20 protein-coding genes are annotated in these 18,345 nt (G+C 44.5%); 15 read left to right on the forward strand and 5 right to left on the reverse strand.

The window, feature by feature from the left end:
- Positions 1 to 89 precede the first annotated feature (89 nt).
- The 14 genes from C3V36_10275 (at position 90) to C3V36_10340 (ending at position 11,663) form a co-directional block, all read left to right on the forward strand.
- Positions 90 to 1,595, forward strand: coding sequence for a hypothetical protein (locus tag C3V36_10275; GenBank protein AVM69594.1), 1,506 nt, complete (start codon positions 90 to 92; stop codon positions 1,593 to 1,595).
- A gap of 48 nt (positions 1,596 to 1,643) precedes the next feature.
- Complete coding sequence (locus C3V36_10280) at positions 1,644 to 2,336, forward strand: YggS family pyridoxal phosphate-dependent enzyme (protein AVM69595.1); 693 nt, start codon at positions 1,644 to 1,646, stop codon at positions 2,334 to 2,336.
- Between the two features lie 36 nt (positions 2,337 to 2,372).
- Entirely contained in the window at positions 2,373 to 2,915 is a 543-nt protein-coding gene (locus C3V36_10285; protein AVM70516.1) for a cell division protein SepF, read from the forward strand.
- A gap of 1 nt (position 2,916) precedes the next feature.
- A complete protein-coding gene (locus tag C3V36_10290) occupies positions 2,917 to 3,180 on the forward strand; it encodes a YggT family protein (protein ID AVM69596.1) in 264 nt (87 codons plus the stop codon).
- Between the two features lie 163 nt (positions 3,181 to 3,343).
- Positions 3,344 to 3,886 carry a hypothetical protein gene (locus C3V36_10295; GenBank protein AVM69597.1) on the forward strand — a complete coding sequence of 181 codons (543 nt, stop codon included), beginning with the start codon at positions 3,344 to 3,346 and terminating at the stop codon, positions 3,884 to 3,886.
- 2 nt (positions 3,887 to 3,888) lie between these two features.
- Positions 3,889 to 4,356, forward strand: coding sequence for a signal peptidase II (gene lspA / locus C3V36_10300; protein ID AVM69598.1), 468 nt, complete (start codon positions 3,889 to 3,891; stop codon positions 4,354 to 4,356).
- A complete protein-coding gene (locus C3V36_10305) occupies positions 4,357 to 5,283 on the forward strand; it encodes an RNA pseudouridine synthase (protein AVM69599.1) in 927 nt (308 codons plus the stop codon).
- A 108-nt stretch (positions 5,284 to 5,391) separates the two neighbouring features.
- Positions 5,392 to 6,672, forward strand: a complete 1,281-nt coding sequence (locus C3V36_10310) for a uracil permease (protein AVM69600.1) — start codon at positions 5,392 to 5,394, stop codon at positions 6,670 to 6,672.
- Between the two features lie 90 nt (positions 6,673 to 6,762).
- Entirely contained in the window at positions 6,763 to 7,740 is a 978-nt protein-coding gene (locus C3V36_10315; protein AVM69601.1) for a hypothetical protein, read from the forward strand.
- 9 nt (positions 7,741 to 7,749) lie between these two features.
- Positions 7,750 to 8,025, forward strand: a complete 276-nt coding sequence (locus tag C3V36_10320) for a DUF1294 domain-containing protein (protein AVM69602.1) — start codon at positions 7,750 to 7,752, stop codon at positions 8,023 to 8,025.
- Between the two features lie 117 nt (positions 8,026 to 8,142).
- The gene (locus tag C3V36_10325; protein ID AVM69603.1) at positions 8,143 to 8,661 is read left to right on the forward strand and encodes a prolyl-tRNA synthetase associated domain-containing protein; all 519 of its coding nucleotides are present in this window, start codon (positions 8,143 to 8,145) and stop codon (positions 8,659 to 8,661) included.
- A 300-nt stretch (positions 8,662 to 8,961) separates the two neighbouring features.
- Positions 8,962 to 9,471, forward strand: coding sequence for an acyl-CoA thioesterase (locus tag C3V36_10330; protein ID AVM70517.1), 510 nt, complete (start codon positions 8,962 to 8,964; stop codon positions 9,469 to 9,471).
- Between the two features lie 418 nt (positions 9,472 to 9,889).
- Complete coding sequence (locus C3V36_10335; protein ID AVM69604.1) at positions 9,890 to 10,627, forward strand: tRNA 2-thiocytidine(32) synthetase TtcA; 738 nt, start codon at positions 9,890 to 9,892, stop codon at positions 10,625 to 10,627.
- On the forward strand, positions 10,620 to 11,663 hold the full coding sequence (locus C3V36_10340; protein ID AVM69605.1) for an integrase: 1,044 nt from the start codon (positions 10,620 to 10,622) through the stop codon (positions 11,661 to 11,663). Before C3V36_10335 ends, C3V36_10340 begins: the two co-directional genes overlap by 8 nt.
- A gap of 5 nt (positions 11,664 to 11,668) precedes the next feature.
- Here the strand turns inward: C3V36_10340 and C3V36_10345 are convergent, their stop codons facing one another.
- The gene (locus C3V36_10345) at positions 11,669 to 12,070 is read right to left on the reverse strand and encodes a hypothetical protein (GenBank protein ID AVM69606.1); all 402 of its coding nucleotides are present in this window, start codon (positions 12,068 to 12,070) and stop codon (positions 11,669 to 11,671) included.
- Positions 12,071 to 12,339: 269 nt separating this feature from the next.
- Here C3V36_10345 and C3V36_10350 point away from each other — a divergent pair, with 269 nt between their 5' ends.
- Positions 12,340 to 13,011 (forward strand): hypothetical protein, encoded by a 672-nt coding sequence (locus C3V36_10350; protein AVM69607.1) that lies wholly within the window; start codon positions 12,340 to 12,342, stop codon positions 13,009 to 13,011.
- A gap of 295 nt (positions 13,012 to 13,306) precedes the next feature.
- Here the strand turns inward: C3V36_10350 and rsfS are convergent, their stop codons facing one another.
- The 4 genes from rsfS to C3V36_10370 all read right to left on the reverse strand — a co-directional run bounded on the left by rsfS (position 13,307) and on the right by C3V36_10370 (position 18,074).
- A complete protein-coding gene (gene rsfS / locus C3V36_10355; GenBank protein ID AVM69608.1) occupies positions 13,307 to 13,702 on the reverse strand; it encodes a ribosome silencing factor in 396 nt (131 codons plus the stop codon).
- 43 nt (positions 13,703 to 13,745) lie between these two features.
- Entirely contained in the window at positions 13,746 to 14,963 is a 1,218-nt protein-coding gene (gene nadD / locus C3V36_10360; protein AVM69609.1) for a nicotinate (nicotinamide) nucleotide adenylyltransferase, read from the reverse strand.
- Positions 14,964 to 15,112: 149 nt separating this feature from the next.
- Entirely contained in the window at positions 15,113 to 16,777 is a 1,665-nt protein-coding gene (locus C3V36_10365) for a hypothetical protein (GenBank protein AVM69610.1), read from the reverse strand.
- A gap of 22 nt (positions 16,778 to 16,799) precedes the next feature.
- Positions 16,800 to 18,074: a GTPase CgtA gene (locus tag C3V36_10370; protein ID AVM70518.1), complete on the reverse strand. Its 1,275-nt coding sequence runs from the start codon at positions 18,072 to 18,074 to the stop codon at positions 16,800 to 16,802.
- Positions 18,075 to 18,345 lie beyond the last annotated feature (271 nt).

Genomic DNA, 18,345 nt, shown 5'->3' on the forward strand with positions numbered 1-18,345 from the left:
GGCTTGTCCGGACAAAGGAGCGGCTTTGGCGCTGACCTGATTGCCGCCCGCCGGAAAACGCCAAGAATCAGACAGAAAGAGTATATCTTATGAAAACACCGGAAAAAAAAGATATCAATCAATTTAAGGCAATGGAGTACCGGGAAAGCGCCAAGGAAAAAGTCAACCGGCATATTCCGGTCAGTATTTTCGCTGCCAGTGTTGTTTTGATTTACAGCATATTTGTGATTTATCATTCTCTGAGCACCCAGTCAATTAAAGCGGTGACCGTCGAAGCCGGAAGCCTGACGGAAAGCGATGTCTTTAATGCCATGGTACTGCGGCAGGAAACCAATATTTATGCCACCGACAGCGGAATTGTTGACACTTTCCTGCCGACCGGCGCTACCGCCAAAAAAGGAGAAACGGTTTGCAGTGTGACGCATGACGCGGCAAAAAGGCAGCAAATCTTAGCCGGGCTGAGCGCAGAAAAGGCCAGAATGGCCGCAACCGTTAATTACGACCCGCAGACCGAAAAGGAATTGCAGGCCTTTCTGCGCGAATATGCCATTAATGCCAGCTCCCGCCGGTTTGAGTATACCGGCCAGGCCTTGCTTGATTTGGAAAATATGTTAAGCAGCGGCAGCTTCGGTTATACTGTCCACGACAGCGGCAGTTATCAGAAAAGCCGGGACAACCTGGAAATGTACCGGCAGCAGATTGCCGCCATCGGTAAGGCCTATACTGCCGGACAGTCCTCAACCATTTCCTATTATACGGATGGTCTGGAAACCATTTCGGCTCAGGATTTTCAACCCTCGGATTTAAAAAGAGAGGCCCAGCCTCTGTACCGACTGGAAAAAAAAGAAGTACGGGTAGGTGACTTTTTATTTAAAACGATTGATAATCTCTATTATTACTTCGGTGCTGAAATAAACGCCTCCGCCTATAGCTATCTGGAAGATTTGCTGGGCAGTTATATTACTTTGTTTTTTCCTTCAAAAAACTTATCCATGACCGTGCGGCTGGAACGGCTGGAACCTTATGCGGGCAGTTATTTGGCGGTTTTTCAGGCGGATCGATTCATTAACCGCTTTTTAGACGATCGCTTTGTGCCGCTCCAAATTACTTATGATCAGCACAGCGGCCTGAAGATTCCCAATTCGGCAATTGCCGCCAAACAGGTGCTGCTTATTCCCAAAACGGCAGTGGATAAGGACGAGCGGGGCGATTACTTTGTCCGCAAAAAGGCGACGGATGAAAAAAAACAGGAAATCGGCGTTTCTGTTCGGATCAAGGTCTACGGTGAGGATGCGGAAAATCATTACTATGTTTTAGCGGTCGATGACCCGCAGGCCCTGACAAAAAATGATGTTATTTTTAACTTGGATACGGAAAACACCAAAGAATACGACAGCTATACTATTACCAAGGAGGAAAAAATCTTAGGCGTTTATGTTTTAAATAAAGGTTATGCTGATTTTAAACGGATTCGCCGCCTGTATCAATCCGATCATTTCAGCATTGTGCAGAAGTTTTTCCCTTACAGCATTAAAATCTATGACCAAATTGCCGGAGAAGCTCAAAACATTAAGGAGTTTTCTATTGTCAAGTAAGGGCTGTGTCCGCAGATTAGAAAATCAGAACAGCAGGAAGGAAAGGAAATGGAACTGGAGAAAAACTTAAATCAGGTTTGGCAGACAATTCATAACAGTTTAGCCAAGGCCGGACGGAGCCAAGATGAACTGCATTTAATTGCCGTCAGCAAGACCCGCAGCGCCGAGGAGATCCGGCAGCTTTATAGCTTGGGTCAGTTGGATTTTGGCGAAAATAAGCCGCAGGAAATCAGAGATAAGCTGCCGCTTTTGCCGCCGGACGTGCGCTGGCATATGATCGGTCATTTGCAGGCCAATAAACTGAAATATGTGGCCGGAAAATGCGTTCTGATCCATTCGGTTGATTCCCTGAAATTGGCTCAGGAAATCGAGGATTATGCCGGAAAGCATGGCCTGACCGTCGATATTTTGCTGCAACTGGATATTGCCCGCGATGGTCAAAAACAAGGGTTTTTAGAGACGGAAATCCACGAAGCTATCAAGCGCATCACCGAATACCGCCATTTAAGTGTCAAAGGGCTGATGACAGTTGCCCCCTATGTCAGCGTTGCTGAAAATAACCGCAGTATATTTCAAAGAATTCGGCAAATTTCAGTTGACATTCAAGCCAAAAACTATGATAATGTATCTATGAATGTTCTGTCGATGGGGATGAGCAACGATTATCCGATTGCGATTGAAGAAGGAGCGACCCATGTGCGGGTAGGAACAGCTATTTTCGGCGAAAGAAATTATAAATAAGGAGAAAAGATGATGGCAAATTTCATTGATAAATTGATGAACGTGATGAAGCTGGGCGATACCGACGCGGTAGAAGATGAAATGGAAATGAACACCGAGGAGCGATTGGAGGAACCAACCACCCAAAATATTCGTCCGGCCAGACGGGAAGTAAAATTAGATACCTATGAACGGCCGGAACGGACCGAACGGGAGCGGACACTGCGCTCGGTGGAAAGCAGTTATACACCTAAAGCTGACCGCAACAGCCGGCCGCAGACCGGCAATGTAGTTAATTTCCATGCCAGTGTGCAAATGGAGGTAGTCGTGATTCAGCCGGCAACCTATGATGAAGCGCAGGTGATTGCCGACCATATCCGCAGTCAGCGGCCGGTGATTGTCAATCTGGAAAAAATGGACTACAGCATTGCCCAGCGGATTATGGACTTTGTTTCCGGCGCGGTTTATACCTTAGGCGGCAACCTGGAGCGGGTAACACAAAATATCTTTATTATTGCCCCTGAAAATGTGGATATTGCCGGACATTTTCAGGAAGAACTGAAATCAAACGGCATTATTTTGCCGTGGAAGAGTGAATAAAATGGAATTATTGGTAAAAACAGTTTCCTGGTTTTTAACAGCGATTGAAATCGCTTTATTTGCCCGTGTCCTTTTGTCGTGGGTTCCATCCGGCTCACCCATGATAACCAGAGTCAAGGGATTTTTATATGAATTGACCGAGCCCTTGCTGGAACCGATTCGTAAATTGATTGAGCGCTCTATCTTTCAGGGCAACGGGAATATTTTCGATATTTCGCCGCTGATTGCTTTTATCGTCATCGATGCTTTAAAAGCAATCTTATAGCTGATATAACTATTTATTTGCTTACAGGATACTTATGTTTGGCTTCCTTTTTCAAAAAATATCAAGCATAAATGTCCGTTTGCCTAAGCTATAACAAAAAAAATTGAATTTTAAAATAGGTGCTTAATGCACCGGCTTAAAATATAAGAAAACGGAGGTCAAAATGCTAACACCCCTGGATATTGAATCAAAAAAGTTTGATAAAGCACTGATGGGCTTTAACACCAGAGAAGTCCGCAAGTTTTTAAAAGAGATTATTGCCAATTATGAGGTTCTGTATCGCGAAAACATTGAATTAAAGGATAAGCTCAATGTTTTAAGCGAGGGCATCCAATATTATAAAACCATGGAGGAAACCCTGCAAAATACGCTGATTTTAGCGGAAAAGACAGCCGAGGAAGCAAAGCAGCGGGCCAGAGAGCAGGCAGAATTGATCGAGCGGGAAGCAGAGCTCAAAGCCGAGGAAATTTTAGGCAATACCAAGGACGAACTGAATCATCTGCGCCTGCAAAAGAAAAACCTGATGCGTTCCTTTGAAACCGCTAAAATTCAAGTTCAGCAATATTTGCAGCTGCAACTGGATATGATTGGCAAGGAAGATGTCAACTTTGCCGATGATTTGATGGAAAGAGAACAGCCGAATAAAGAAGAGCCTAAAGAATCTTGGGCTAAGGCGAAAGAAATATTGAGCAATGAGGATAATTAGACATGAAGTCGATATTAATCGTAGCACTGCTGGTGCTGCTGGATCAGGGCACAAAGCTGCTGACCATTTTAAAATTGAAGGGAAATCCGCCGCTTACGGTCTTAAAGGGGATTTTTGAATTGACCTATGTGGAAAACACCGGTGTGGCTTTTGGCATTTTTGCTAACAAGCAATATGGACCGATATTACTTTCGGTTTTTACCGGTATTATTTTTCTGTTGATTTTGTATTTTTGGTATAAGCTGCCGCTGACGAAAAAATATGACACGATTCGATTTGTCCTGCTGTTTTTGATTGCCGGTGCACTCGGCAATCTGATTGATCGGGTTCGCCTGGGCTATGTCGTTGATATGCTGCATTTTTACTGGTTTGAGTTTCCGGTTTTTAATCTGGCGGACATTTATGTTGTTACCGGTTCACTGGTTTTGATCGGATTAGTTATGACCAAATATAAGGATTTGGAATTTTAAATGGAATGGCTCTATGATTTCGATGAAAAAGTCCGGATTGATAAGTTTTTAAGTTTGCAGCTGCCGGAAGAAAGCCGCAGCTTTTTGCAAAAGTTGATCAAGGAAGAAGCCTGCCGGGTCAACGGCCGGCCGGTCAAGCCAAATTATCTTTGCTGCCGGGGCGATCAAATTGATTTGCTGCTGCCGGAAAAGGAAGTTCCGCAAGCTGCCGCTGCCGAGGATATCGCTCTGGATATCGTATTTGAGGATGATGATTTTTTGGTGGTTAATAAGCCGCGCGGCATGGTAGTGCATCCCGCACCCGGACATATGGCCGGGACGCTGGTCAATGCCGTGATTCATCATTGTCAAGGGAAACTCTCCGGTATTAACGGTAATTTTCGGCCGGGGATCGTACATCGCATTGATAAGGATACAACCGGTCTTTTATTGATTGCCAAAAATGACGAAATGCATGAAAAAATCGCCGCCCAGTTAAAGAGTCATCAATTATTCCGGCGCTATGAAGCTATCGTGCAAAACAATGTGAAAGAGGATGAGGGCACGATTTCTACTTTTTTAAACCGGGCCGCCTCTGACCGGAAGAAGAGAGTGGTAGCTGCGGCCGGGAAATGGGCAGTGACTCATTATCGGGTACTGGAACGATTGAAGCAGGGGCAGTTTACCTATATCAGCTGCCGTCTGGAAACCGGCCGAACCCATCAGATCAGAGTGCATATGGCTCATCTCGGTAATCCGGTGCTCGGGGATAAGTTGTACGGCCCCAAAAAATCCTTGTTTCATTTAGAGGGACAACTTCTGCACGCCCGTGAGCTCGGGTTTATTCATCCCCGAACCGGCCGGGAAATGCGATTTTCCAGTGATTTACCGGAAGATTTTAAAAATATCTTGACAGTCTTACGAAATTATGATAATTTATTTCATTAGATAAGCGTTTGGAGATTATCATAAAACAAAATAATTTCATAATGCTTTCAATACAACTGAGATTAAGTGGTTTGCTTAATCTTTTTTTTGAGCAAAAAGGAGAATAAAATGAACGAAATCAGTACCAGTAAAAAAATGATTTTAGGTGTACAGCATGTTTTAGCCATGTTCGGCGCAACTGTTCTGGTTCCTTTTTTAACCGGTCTGAACCCTGCGATTGCTATTTTTGCGGCCGGTATCGGAACATTGTTGTTTCATTTGGTGACCAAAAGAATTGTACCGGTCTTTCTGGGATCGTCTTTTGCATTTATCGGTGCCATTGCTTTAACCCTTAATCCGCAAGGCTTTTCCGCAACCGAATTGACTTCTTCCGCCAACTGGCCGCTGTATTTGCAAAATCTGGCCAATGTCAAAGGCGGAATCATCGCTGCCGGTTTGGTTTATGTCTTCCTTTCCATTCTCATTTATTTCATCGGCGTCGATGCTGTTAAAAAGTTCTTTCCTCCTATCATTACCGGCCCAATCATTATTGTTATCGGTTTAAGGCTTTCCCCGGTTGCCATTAACAGCGCTCTTTACACCAATGGCCAATTTGATCCAAAAGCAGCATTGATTGCTCTCATCGTTGTGACTACCATGATCGTGGTTTCCATTTTTACCAAAGGCTTTTTCCAACTGGTACCGATTTTAATTTCGGTAATTGTCGGTTATATCGTTTCCATTCCTTTAAATTATGTTGATCTGTCCGGCTTTGCCAGCGCTAATCTGTTTACCTTTTCATCAGCGGCAATTCGGGAGCAGGTCTTTCTTTTGCCAAGCTTTTCCTGGAGCAACATTATTGCCATTGCGCCGATTGCGCTGGTTGTCTTTATTGAACATATCGGCGACATCACAACCAACGGTGCGGTAGTCGGCAAGAACTTTTTTGAAAATCCGGGAATTCACCGCACCCTGCTGGGCGACGGTCTGGCTACGGTTCTGGCCGGCTTAGTTGGCGGTCCGGCCAATACGACTTACAGTGAAAATACCGGTGTTTTGGCGGTAACCAAAGTTTATGACCCGGCTATTTTGCGGATTGCCGCTGTTTTTGCCATCATCTTCAGTATGTCCGGACATCTGGCTTATCTGGTGCAGTCAATTCCCAGCCCGGTCATGGGCGGTGTCAGCATTATTTTATTCGGTATGATTGCCTCGGTCGGCGTCCGGATTCTGATTAACTCCAATCTGGATTTTGCTTACAGCCGCAACCTCTTAATTTCGGCGGTCATTTTGGTACTGGGCATCGGTATCGGCGAACTGCCGCTAAGCGGCAATCTTTCCATCAGCGGCTTGGCAATTGCAGCGCTGGTGGGGATTATCGTTAATCAAGTGCTGCCGCAGGAGATTTAAAGGCGGTTAAACGCTAAAAATGAATGTAAAAGATTGACATATCCGGGGGGAATGTTATAATAAAAGGCAAGACTCGGCGGTTTTCCGTTGATGATAACACACAGAAAAGCGAGGAAAAGCGCGATGGAACTGCAAAAACGGACGGTTTTAAGCGAAGCAGAGAAGAATCAAATTGATGATCTGGTCAAGCTTTGCAACCGATATGACACCACCTACACTGATATTTATTTAAGCAATCAGTTTAATTACCATGCTGATTTGCCGGCCTTTTTTCTGGCTTATGAAGGAGAAAGGCTGGTCGGCATCTTAAATATTTATGCCGATGAAGCCGATGATGCCGAGATTAAAGCCCTAATTTGCCCGGAAAACCGGCGACAGGGAATTTTTCGGCTCCTGCTACAGGCCGCATGGACGGAATTAAAGAAAAAAGAGTATAGCAGTATTCTTTATGTGGTTGACCGTAACTTCTCCGGTTATGAAAATCTGATGTCGGCTTTGGGGGGAACCTATACCGAAGCCGAATACTATATGGTATGGCAGGACCCGGCACAAGCTGCGCTCGCCGGCTCAACCGGAAAAATACCGGAAATGGCAAAAAGCCCGGTTCAGGACAGGCCGGCAGCAGTTAAGAAAGTGCCGGCAGAGGCAGACAGCAGCAGGGAAGTGCGCCCGGCCACAGAAGATGATATTCCGGTTTCAGCCCAAATTGCGGCAGAAGCCTTTGACGAAGACATTGCCATTCAGTTAAAATATGAAACCGAATCGCTGCATGACCCCGAGATTTATAAGTTTGTTATTGAGCAAAACGGTCAAATCGCCGGCGGCTGCTCGGTTGGCGTTCGGCCGGAGCTGAATTATATTTTTGGCTTATGCGTGGCGAAAGCGCGGCAGCATCAGGGTCTGGGAAAAGCATTGCTGAACGGTGTAATTGCCCGGTTACGCGCGGAAGGGCGTGAGAATATTGCTTTGTCAGTCGTGACCGACAATGAAAATGCGCTGAAGCTTTATCAAAACTGCGGCTTTGTAGCGAAAACCGCTAATTTATACTACAAAAAAGCGATTGACTAAGAGGTGCCTATGCCGTTAGAATTATTAATTTACAGTTTGCTGCAGCTATTTGTCGCCGCTTTTTATGGGTTAGACAAATACAAGGCGGTCAGCCGTGCGCGGCGAATTTCCGAAAAGTTTTTGCTGCTTCTGGCGATGATCGGACCGTTTGGCGCTTATATCGGTATTTTTGCTTTCCGGCACAAAACCAGAAAATGGTATTTTATCGTGGTTTCCTTTTTATTTATGTTTGTTCATTTAGGGCTTTATTTTTTGTATCAAAGTGTAAAGAGCGACAGGATTTAAAAGGTTTGCAGACCGCCCACCCGGGCAGAAACGCATAGCGTTTCGACCAGGGGCAGACCGCCCCCGGACAGAAAGGGGAAACCTTAGGATAAGGTTGAGAAATAAGGATGTGATTTTATGGAAAACTATAACCCGGATGCCTGTCAGCAGGTATTTCGCTATTTAAATGATCACAAAATCCCTTATCAATTAGTTGAGCATGCTCCTGCTTTTCATGTGTCGGATTTGGTTGATATTAAGGAGCCGGATAACAGTAAGGGTGTGAAGAACCTTTTTTTGAGAGATGAAAAAAAGGAAAACTTCTTTTTGGCGGTTGTTCCGCAGGAGAAACGGGTTGATATCAAGGATATCCGCCGCCGGATCGGCAGTAAGCCGCTTAGCTTTGCCGACGCTGATTTGTTGTGGAAATATTTAAAGATTACGCCGGGCTCGGTCAGTCCCTTTTGCATTTTAAATGATGACAGCCGGCAGGTCACAGTTCTTTTGGATGAAGACTTATTTCAATATGAAAAAGTAGGGGCGCATCCCAACGATAATACCAAAACAATTTGGGTGGCACCGCAAGATATTAAAGCATTGATTGAAATGCAGGGCAGCCCTCTGCAAATTATCCCTATTTTAGAAAAGAAAAGCTGATTACAATCCGCAAAAGCGGGCAGTGTTTCAACTATCGTCGCACCTGGACAGAAAACGACAGAAAACGAAACTTTCGATATTTTTTGTTCGCAAAAGACTGCGGTTTTTCGCTGGACAAGATGTATGCCCATGCAAAAAGCGAAACAAAAGGCAGTTCGCCGGACAGATTGCAGTTCGCAATTTCGACAGAGCGTAGCATGGATAATAAAGTTAAGTGAATATGGAAAAATTAAGTATTAAGTAAATAGTAAAGAAACGGAGAAAAATAGAATGGAAAAAATGGAAGAATCGAAGCGTTTAATGGACAAATACTGCCGGGAAACCAGAGCATTTCATACCAAAAAATTATTGCCTTTTGATATGAATGCCCACGGCACTTTATTTGGCGGGCGGCTGACCAGCTGGATTGACGAAACAGCGGCGGTCAGCGTTTCCAGGCATTGCCGGGCAAAAACAATGACAGCTTCCATTGATACGCTGAACTTTTTACGTCCCCTGATTTTGGATCATTCGGTTTGTCTGGAATCGTTTGTGTCAGGAGCAGGAACCACTTCAATGGAAGTTTTTACCAAGGTACTGGGCGAAAATCTGATTACCGGAGAAAGATATTTGGCGGTAACCAGTTTTTGGACCTTCGTGACCTTGCGTGATGAAAACGGCAATAAGATACCGGTTCCGCGGATTATTCCGGAATCGGAGGAAGAAATCTTCATTTGTCAGGGCTATGAGGAACGCAACCGCAAACGGATGAAACAATTAGAAGAAAATAAAGTATTCGGTAAGCATCTGTCAATTGAGCTGCCTTGGTAAGCAGTCAACAATAATATTTATCAGCTCTGTATGTAAAGTTTGTATCATAATTGACGTCGGCGCGGATTATTGGCATCATTGCCGTTGATAGCGAAATCTGAACTTACCGCCGTTCCGGCAATCATAAGTATCTATATATGATTCTGGCAAACAAACGGATAATTGCCGCCAATAGCGGAAGTAGAGTTTTTTAAATGCAATTATTTTACATAATTGTTCTATCTATAACTATTCGCAAAAGACAACTTTAACGAAAAGATTTGACCGGATTAATTAAATAAGCATTGAAAATGCTGACCACGGGCAAAACTTTTTTCGCCTTTGACCGGTTTCCTGTATTTTCCTGTATTTGTCAGAACCGTCTTTTTAGGCTTACATTTTAATTAAAACGCTTATACTTCAAGGAGTTTTTATTTTCATGGAACTGCAAAAACTATACAGCTCTGTTCGCAAAGCAATCGACACTTATCATATGATTCAGGCCAACGACCGGATTGCGGTAGCTATTTCCGGCGGTAAAGACAGTCTGGTGCTGTTATATGCCTTGGCCGGACTGCGCCGTTTTTATCCGCAAAAATACGAACTGGCAGCGATGACCGTGTCGCTGGGATTTGATAATTTTGACTTATCCCCGATACAGGAGCTTTGCGCCAGTTTAGATGTGCCTTATCATATCGTTCAAACCGATATTGCCGAGGTCATCTTTGATGTCCGCCAGGAAACGAATCCCTGTTCGCTGTGCGCTACCATGCGCAAGGGCGCTTTTAATGAGAAACTGAAAGAACTTGGCTTTAATAAGGTTGCCTATGGCCACCACTATGAGGATATTGTCGAAACCATGATGCTGTCCCTGTTTTATGAGGGAAGATTTAATGTTTTCCCGCCGGTTACTTATCTTGACCGCCGGGAGATTTACAGCATCCGTCCGCTCCTGTTTACCCATGAGAACGATATTCGAGCTTTTGTCCGTAAATATAATGTACCGGTCGTTAAAAGCCCCTGCCCGGCTGACGGCAATACCAAACGAGCGGAAATGAAGGCATTGCTTAAACAAATTAATGAAACTATGCCCGGCCTTTACAAACGCCTGTTCCATGCCATTCAGTCCTCTGATTTAAACGGTTGGGCTGTTAATAAAGGAGAATCCCATGTCTAATTACCACGAAAAACAGGATGAAAAAAATACCCGGCACCTGCGCGAGCTTTTAACTCAGCTGCCGCCCTTGGCCGGTCAATTTTTTCGTGGAATCGAAACGACAACGGCCTCGCGAACCCGAATTGCCTATGCCTATGATTTAAAAATCTTCTTTACTTTTTTAACGGAAGAACTACCTAAATTAAAAGGGAAAAAAATCACTGCTTTAACTTTAGCTGATATTGATGCCTTGACGGTCGATGAGCTGGAACAATATGTGGAATATCTGAATTATTATGAAACCGATCTGCTTTCTCACAGCAACAAAGAAAAGGGAAAATCTCGAAAAATTGCGTCTTTGCGCAGCTTTTACAACTATTTCTATAAGAAACAAAAGATTCAGAATAATCCGGCACTTTTAATTGATATGCCCAAAGTTCATGAACATCATATTACCCGTTTGGAGATTGATGAGGTGGCCAGACTGTTAGACGAAGCCGAAAGTGGTCAAAATCTCAGCAAAAATCAGCAACATTGGCATGAACATACCAAAGAAAGAGATTTAGCCCTGCTTACTCTATTACTGGGCACCGGCATTCGGGTCAGTGAATGCGTCGGCCTGAATATCGATGATTTGGATTTTAGCGTTAACGGCATGAAAATCGTGCGCAAAGGCGGCAATGAAGTCGTCCTTTATTTTGGTGAAGAAGTAAAGGAAGCACTTTTAACCTATCTGGAAAAGCGGAAAAAGCTCTTGCCCCTATCCGGTCACGAAAACGCTCTTTTCCTCTCAATGCAAAACAAGCGTATCAATGTTCGCTCCGTTCAGAATCTGGTTAAGAAGTATTCCGGTCTGGTCACTACCCTGAAGAATATTTCCCCGCATAAACTGCGCAGTACCTACGGTACCAATCTTTACCGGGAAACCGGCGACATTTATCTGGTAGCCGATGTGCTGGGACATAAAGATGTCAACACCACCAAGAAGCATTACGCCGAACTGGAAGATGAACGCCGCAGAATGGCCGCCAAAGCGGTCAAACTGCGGAAAGAATAAAATAACTACTTTTTTAAGCGAATCATCGGCAGAGCAATTGTTCTGCCGGCATAAATAGTTCCATCCTCCAGCGCATTTAAATTGCAGACTTCCTGAATGTATTCCCGCCTGGAAGCATAATAATCGGGATGCGCGTATTGCCCGGCATATGCCCACAGGGTATCGCCCGGCTGGATTTCAACTGCCACAAAAACCTTTTCGTAATCGGCTTTCGCCTCTACCTTTTCAGCGCTTATATGTAAAAAGACCGACAGCAGGAGCAATAAAAGTCCAAGCACACATACAAAGGTAAGCTTATAGGATGATCTTGCATGCGACAATTTCCTGCTTTTCCGGCGTGAACGGCCAGCCAAAGCAAGCCGGTTCTGACCGGAAATATAAGTATTGTTGATTTCACTATTTCTCATATTGCACCTCCCCGAACATTTGTTTGTATCCTTATTATATACGAACATACATTCCCTGTCAATATCTTTTTCACAAAAAACGAACATTTGTTTGAAATTTATTCCGAAATATGCTAAAATAAAGAAGGAAAGATATGCCCTTATTCAAAAATTATGTAACGGAAGCAGAAAGCTTTTGATATCAGCGCCGCCGGGTAAGCACATGACTTTTACCAAGACAGCGATATGGATGGTTTTATGGGAAACAACCGTATACCGAAAGGAGTATTATGGAAAAATTAAACGGCAATCAGGAGAACATTTTAAGATATATCCAGCATGTGTTATCAACCAAGGGATATCCGCCCAGTGTTCGGGAAATCGGCGATGCAATTGGTCTGCGTTCTTCTTCAACGGTACACGGTCATTTAGCCAGACTGGAAAAAGCCGGCTATATCCGCCGGGATAAGGATAAGCCGCGGGCAATTGAGATTATTCATCCTGACTATATTCCGGAAAGCTACAGCAGCGGTTCCTATGCCGAGGCTTCCGAAAACTCAACGATTCCTCTGCCACTCCGGGAATTGGTTGATATTCCGATCCTGGGGCAGGTGGCGGCCGGTCTGCCGATTTTGGCGGACGAAAATATTGAGGATTATTTTGCTTTGCCGCTCCACTTTTTACCCAGAACCAATGCCGACCTTTTTATTTTAAAGATCCGGGGCGATAGCATGATTAATATTGGCTTATTTGACGGGGACTATGTTATCGTCAGCCAACAAAATACCGCCCGGAACAATGATGTTGTGGTCGCGCTGATCGACGATTCAGCAACCGTTAAGACTTTTTTCCGGGAAAAAGATCATATTCGGCTGCAACCGGAAAATGATGATTATGAACCGATTCGGGTCAAAGACGTGACGATTTTAGGCAAAGTGATTGCTTTGTATCGCCGGTTTTAAACAGCTCACCGGGAGATTTCTCTTTCCCAACAGGTAATTCAATCATAAATATCTATTTGCTGCCGCTCATCCCGCAACTTTCTAAAGTGTCTTGCCTGATGAGCGGCAACAGTTTTTTTGCGTATAGAGCAATTCTTGCCGTATCAAAAAACGGGTAAAACCATTCTCACATTGAGAACTTGGATTTTACCCGTTTTATCTATCAGTTACTGTGCTCGGTCAGACATGCCGGCAGCCTTCGTCGTAAAGGAAATCAAGCAATTTCTCTTACCTATCAGGCACTTGAAGCAGCTGCTTACAGCGCACTTACATCTTCAATTCTTTTTCCGTCTGCCCAAATCCGCTCCAATTCGTAAAACTTTCGATCCTGTTCGGAGAAAATATGAACGATGACGCTGCTGTAATCCATCAGCACCCAGCCCCGGTCAGTCGATTTTTCAATATGCTTGGCAAAAACGCCGTCCTCTGCCAGCTTTTGCTCGACATGATCCACCAAAGCATCAATATGACTGACATTTCGGCCATGAGCAATAACAAAGTAATCCGCCAAAACACTGATTTCGGAAATATCAATGACTTTGATATCTTCCGCCTGCTTATCATCTAAGACCGCATAAATTCGCTTGACGATTTGATTGATTTGTGCCTTTTCTTCCTGTCTGCGTTCACTTTCTTTCTTTAAATAATCCATGCCTTCCCGGAAGCAGCGCTGCCGCCGCCTCCTCTCCTTTCTGTTAAACCTTTAAGTTCTGATAATACTGATAAGCCTCCTGCGTCAGAGGATCAATCGCCTTGCCTTTATAGTTTAAAAAGTCCAAAGTTTCTGTTATCAAATAGCGCATTGTCTCGTTTAGGGAAATTGTCGCCAGCTTTCGGGCTTTTTCCAAATAATCCTGCGTTCCCCGGCCCGGCTCAATCGCATCGGCGATATAAATAATCTTAGCAAAATCCGTCATTGCCGGTTTACCGGTGGTATGATAGTAAATCGCGTCTAAAATCTCAAAATCTTCAATCCCGTACTTATCCTGAGCAATATATGAGCCCAGTTTAGCGTGCAGCAAATCTAAGTTTTTTTCCTCCAGCGGCGTAATCTCAATCTGATACTTTTGACAAAGCTTTTTCTTGGTTTCGGCCGACATACATTTGGCATAGTCATGCAGTAAGGCGGCTGTCGCCAGACGAGCCGTATTGATATGATACCTTTCGCCCAATTCAACCGCCATCGCCTCTACGCCCAAAGTATGCATATAGCGGCTGGGGGTTAAAACCTTACGCAAATCCTTGCGAATCCGGCCGGATAACTCCGCATAATCGACAGCCGGCGGCACCGCCGTCTCCGTCCTACTTTTCCGGTAAAGCCCCTGCTTTTGGATATAAGCCGCCGCCTTACGCGGCAGCAGAAAATCAATCGGTTCTCCGTTTTTTATCCTTTCCCGAATCATGGTTGAGGAAATTTGAATAATCGGATTATCCACCAAAATAGTTTTTAAATTGTATTTGCTTTGCATTTGCGTCAGCTTGTCCCTGGCACCAGCCAAATCATCGGTCAGACGGCGGACAATCACCAGTCGCCCGTTTTGCAAAATCCGCCCGGCCTCCCGCCAAGATTCAATCGAAAACAAATTATCATAGCCGATAATCCACCAGAACTCATGACCGGGATATTTAACTTTCAGCTGCTCCAAAGTTTTATAGGTGTAAGATGTTTCGGTGCTCTCACATTCCAAGGAAGATACCTTTAGATAAGGGGTTTTCTTAACAGCCAAATACGCCATGTAAAGGCGATCCGTACTGCTGGCCGCATCTTCCGGCTTAAACGGCGGATTGCCGGCCGGCATCAGCCAAACCTCATCAAATTGTTTGGTCAAATAAACCGATTGGGCAATCAGCAGATGCCCATAGTGAATGGGATTAAAAGTTCCGCCTAATATGGCAATTTTTTTAATTGACATTGCTCTTTCATTCCTTCCATCGTTTTCGTTTGCCGCTGAAAAGCATCGAACTTAAAATCTACCCCTTTCCCTTACGTTCCGAAAAATCGGATTACTCAGTTTTTCGCCTTTCAGCCGCCGTTTCAGACAGACTGCATCCGGGGAACCCATTATTGCAGAATCAGGTATTTTTGAATCTTATCAAAAGTATCCTGCCGGTTATGCTTTTCAAAAACTTTGCGCAAATCCTCAAGCACATAAAAGCCCTCGCCGCTCCGCGCTTTGATGATATCCTCAGCTAAAGCGCCGGTCATATCCGGAGTCAGCTGAGCAAACTCTTCCAAACTGGCCCGATTGACATTGGTATACAGCGTAATCCGATCAATATGCTTGATTAAAAAGGCCGGCAGCTCCCCGGGATTAAGGTACTGGCTGCGCAGCTGTGATTTTTGCGAATCAGTCAGCTGAAACTCCTGTGCCAGTTTATCTTTGCCGGCAGTGTTTAAATTAATAAAATTGGTTTGCGGCAATGTGTCAAAATAAATGTATTTGGCAATCTGAGACGCGTACGTTTTGCCAATTGCTTTCTCCAAGGCCGCCTGATCACGGAAAGGCCGCTTATTCATAACATCTTTGATTAATCCGGCCAACTGATAACCGCCGACGCTGACCTTACCGAACAAGCTTCGGATTTCATTTTCATCCGCCTCATTAATTGGCGTAAACAGCCGGATATTATCACTTAAAGCAGTCATTGAACTCAATTCTTTATTTAAGGGAAAATGCGGCTTAAAAAGTTCTTCTACATTACGCAGAGGGTACACATATCGCTTAGAAAAATCTCTCAAAATAATTGCCTGTGCCGAACTAACACTAAGAGCACTTGCAATCTGCGTTTCGTCGGCGGTATTGATATTGACCACCTTGGCGCCTATCCCGAAAAATTCATAGAACTGATCGCCATAGGTCAAATACGGCCGCAGGGCTTTGCGCTGACTTTCTAAAATATTTAACTTTTTAAAATCCTCTTCCGAAGACAGGGGCTTAAATAAACGGTATTGCAAAATCTGATCAGTAATTTTGGAACTGTCCGTTACCCGGCCGGTCAAAGAAGCAATCTCATACGGCAGCGCCGTCTGCAAATTGGTTCTCAAATGAAGGTGGGGAGCATATTCCATAATCTTTTCCGGCGTAAAAAACTCCTTATCCAAGGCCCTTAATTCTGCCATCCGGTTGATTGGGTTTTCGGTAATTCTGGAATGCCAGGCACTGGCCTTAAAGTTGTCAATATCAAAATGCCGGGCAATTTGCTCGGTACTGGCTGTATTCAGATTTAAAATCCGCTCACTGACCTTTTTATCGGAATAATCAAAAATACCCAGACTTTGATTCTTGGCCGATTCCTGGCTGCGGGTAAACTTTAAGTACTCTTTGGCCGTCTTAAAGTCGGAATCGGCTAACGCCAATCCTTGTTTGATTAAGTCTTCATTATGAGAAATATTTAAATCCGCATATAAATAGCAAAAGCGAATTCCATTTTGAGCTGGAATATTGCTGTCCTCCACCAAATAAACGGTTTGATTGAGCAGCTTTTTCACACTGTAATCATAGGCCTGCCGGTTGCCGTTTGGCTTTACGCCAATCAATCCATAAACCTCAATGTGAGGAGTCTCCTGATCCAGCACCAGCAGTTTATAAACATTGGACTCTATCACTTCCAGCACTCTGGCCGACGTCGGCCGGTCTCTCTGTAAATCTAATTCTGCCGCCTGAACCGGCTGCTGGCAAAGCATCAATAATGACAGCAACAATACCGCAACTATTCCTCGTTTCATCGTTCCCTCCTTGAAACTGTTATTATTCCATATATTCGAACTCCAAATACCCGACTCTGACGACATCGCCTTCTTGGATTCCCAATTTCTTCAATTCAGCATTAATGCCTTCTTCTTCAATATAATTTTGAAAGAAGTGAAAGCCTTTCTCGGTTTCCAGATTGGTGTAACCCAGCATCTTGTCGATGGCTTTTCCTTCCACCACAAATACGCCGTCTTCATCAATATATATATTTATCGGCTCATTTTCTTCTTTTATTAAGTTAATGTCGATTTCACTGGCGTATTCGGTAGCTTCCTTGGGCAGAGTTTGCAAAATATTGTAAATCTCCCGCAGCAGTGCTTCCACGCCCTGACCGCTGACTGCCGAAATCGGAAAAACTTTGATGCCCTTGGGCTCGTAAACCGCCTGAATTTCTTGCAGGGCGGCATCATCATATGCCGCATCCATCTTGTTAGCGGCAATTAACTGCGGCTTTTCCAGCAAAAGCGGCGAATACTTTTCCAGTTCCAGCCTTATTTTTTCCAGATCATCCAGCGGGTCGCGGCCTTCCGTGCCGGCTGCGTCAACAATATGCAGCAGCACCTTGGTGCGCTCAATATGCTTTAAAAACTCATGACCTAACCCCACTCCTTCGGCTGCTCCCTCAATGATTCCGGGAATATCAGCCACCACAAAGCTGTCATCATAAAGGTCCACCACGCCCAAATTAGGAGTTAAAGTGGTAAAATGATAATTGGCGATTTTCGGTTTGGCATTGGAAATACGGGATAAAAAGGTTGACTTGCCGACATTGGGAAAACCAACCAAGCCCACATCGGCAATGGATTTTAATTCCAAAGTAATCCAGCGTTCCTTGGCTAACTGACCGGGCTGAGCGTATTTAGGTGCCTGCATGGTAGCGGTAGCAAAGTGCTGATTGCCCTGACCGCCCCGGCCGCCATTTAAAAGCACTACCCGTGAATCTTCCTTCGCTAAATCAGCAATAATCTTATTGCTCTCAAAATCCCGAATCAGTGTTCCTTTTGGCACCTTTAAAACCAGATCGGAGCCGTCCTTGCCATGGCAGTTTTTTCCGGCACCCGGCTCTCCGGCCGCAGCCGTATAATGCTTCTGATGGCGAAAAGTAAATAAAGTGCTCATTGACGGATCCACTTCAAAAATCACATCGCCGCCATCGCCTCCGTCGCCTCCGTCCGGCCCGCCATTGGGAATGTACTTTTCCCGGCGAAAGCTGACACAGCCGTCGCCGCCTTTTCCAGATTTCACAAATATTTTTACTCGATCAATAAAAATCATAATAATCCTTTCATTTCCTGTTACAGCATAATCATTCCGCATCCCGATGAATGCTTTGCCCAAACTGCAACCATTTCAAGCAGCATAAAAAAATCAAACCGGAAAAGAAAAGCCTAACCGGCCGACCGAAATCCTCAATTGCTTGCTGCGTATATCTTTTCTTATTTTAGCACATATCAATTGATTTTTTCAAGCCCTAAAACATTTGTTTTTTAGGAAAGTTCAGTGTGATGCACACGGAAAATCAGCCCGCCGCCAAACAAATTGC

It is taken from the genome of Lachnospiraceae bacterium oral taxon 500 (assembly GCA_002999035.1).
Classification (GTDB): domain Bacteria; phylum Bacillota; class Clostridia; order Lachnospirales; family Vallitaleaceae; genus W11650.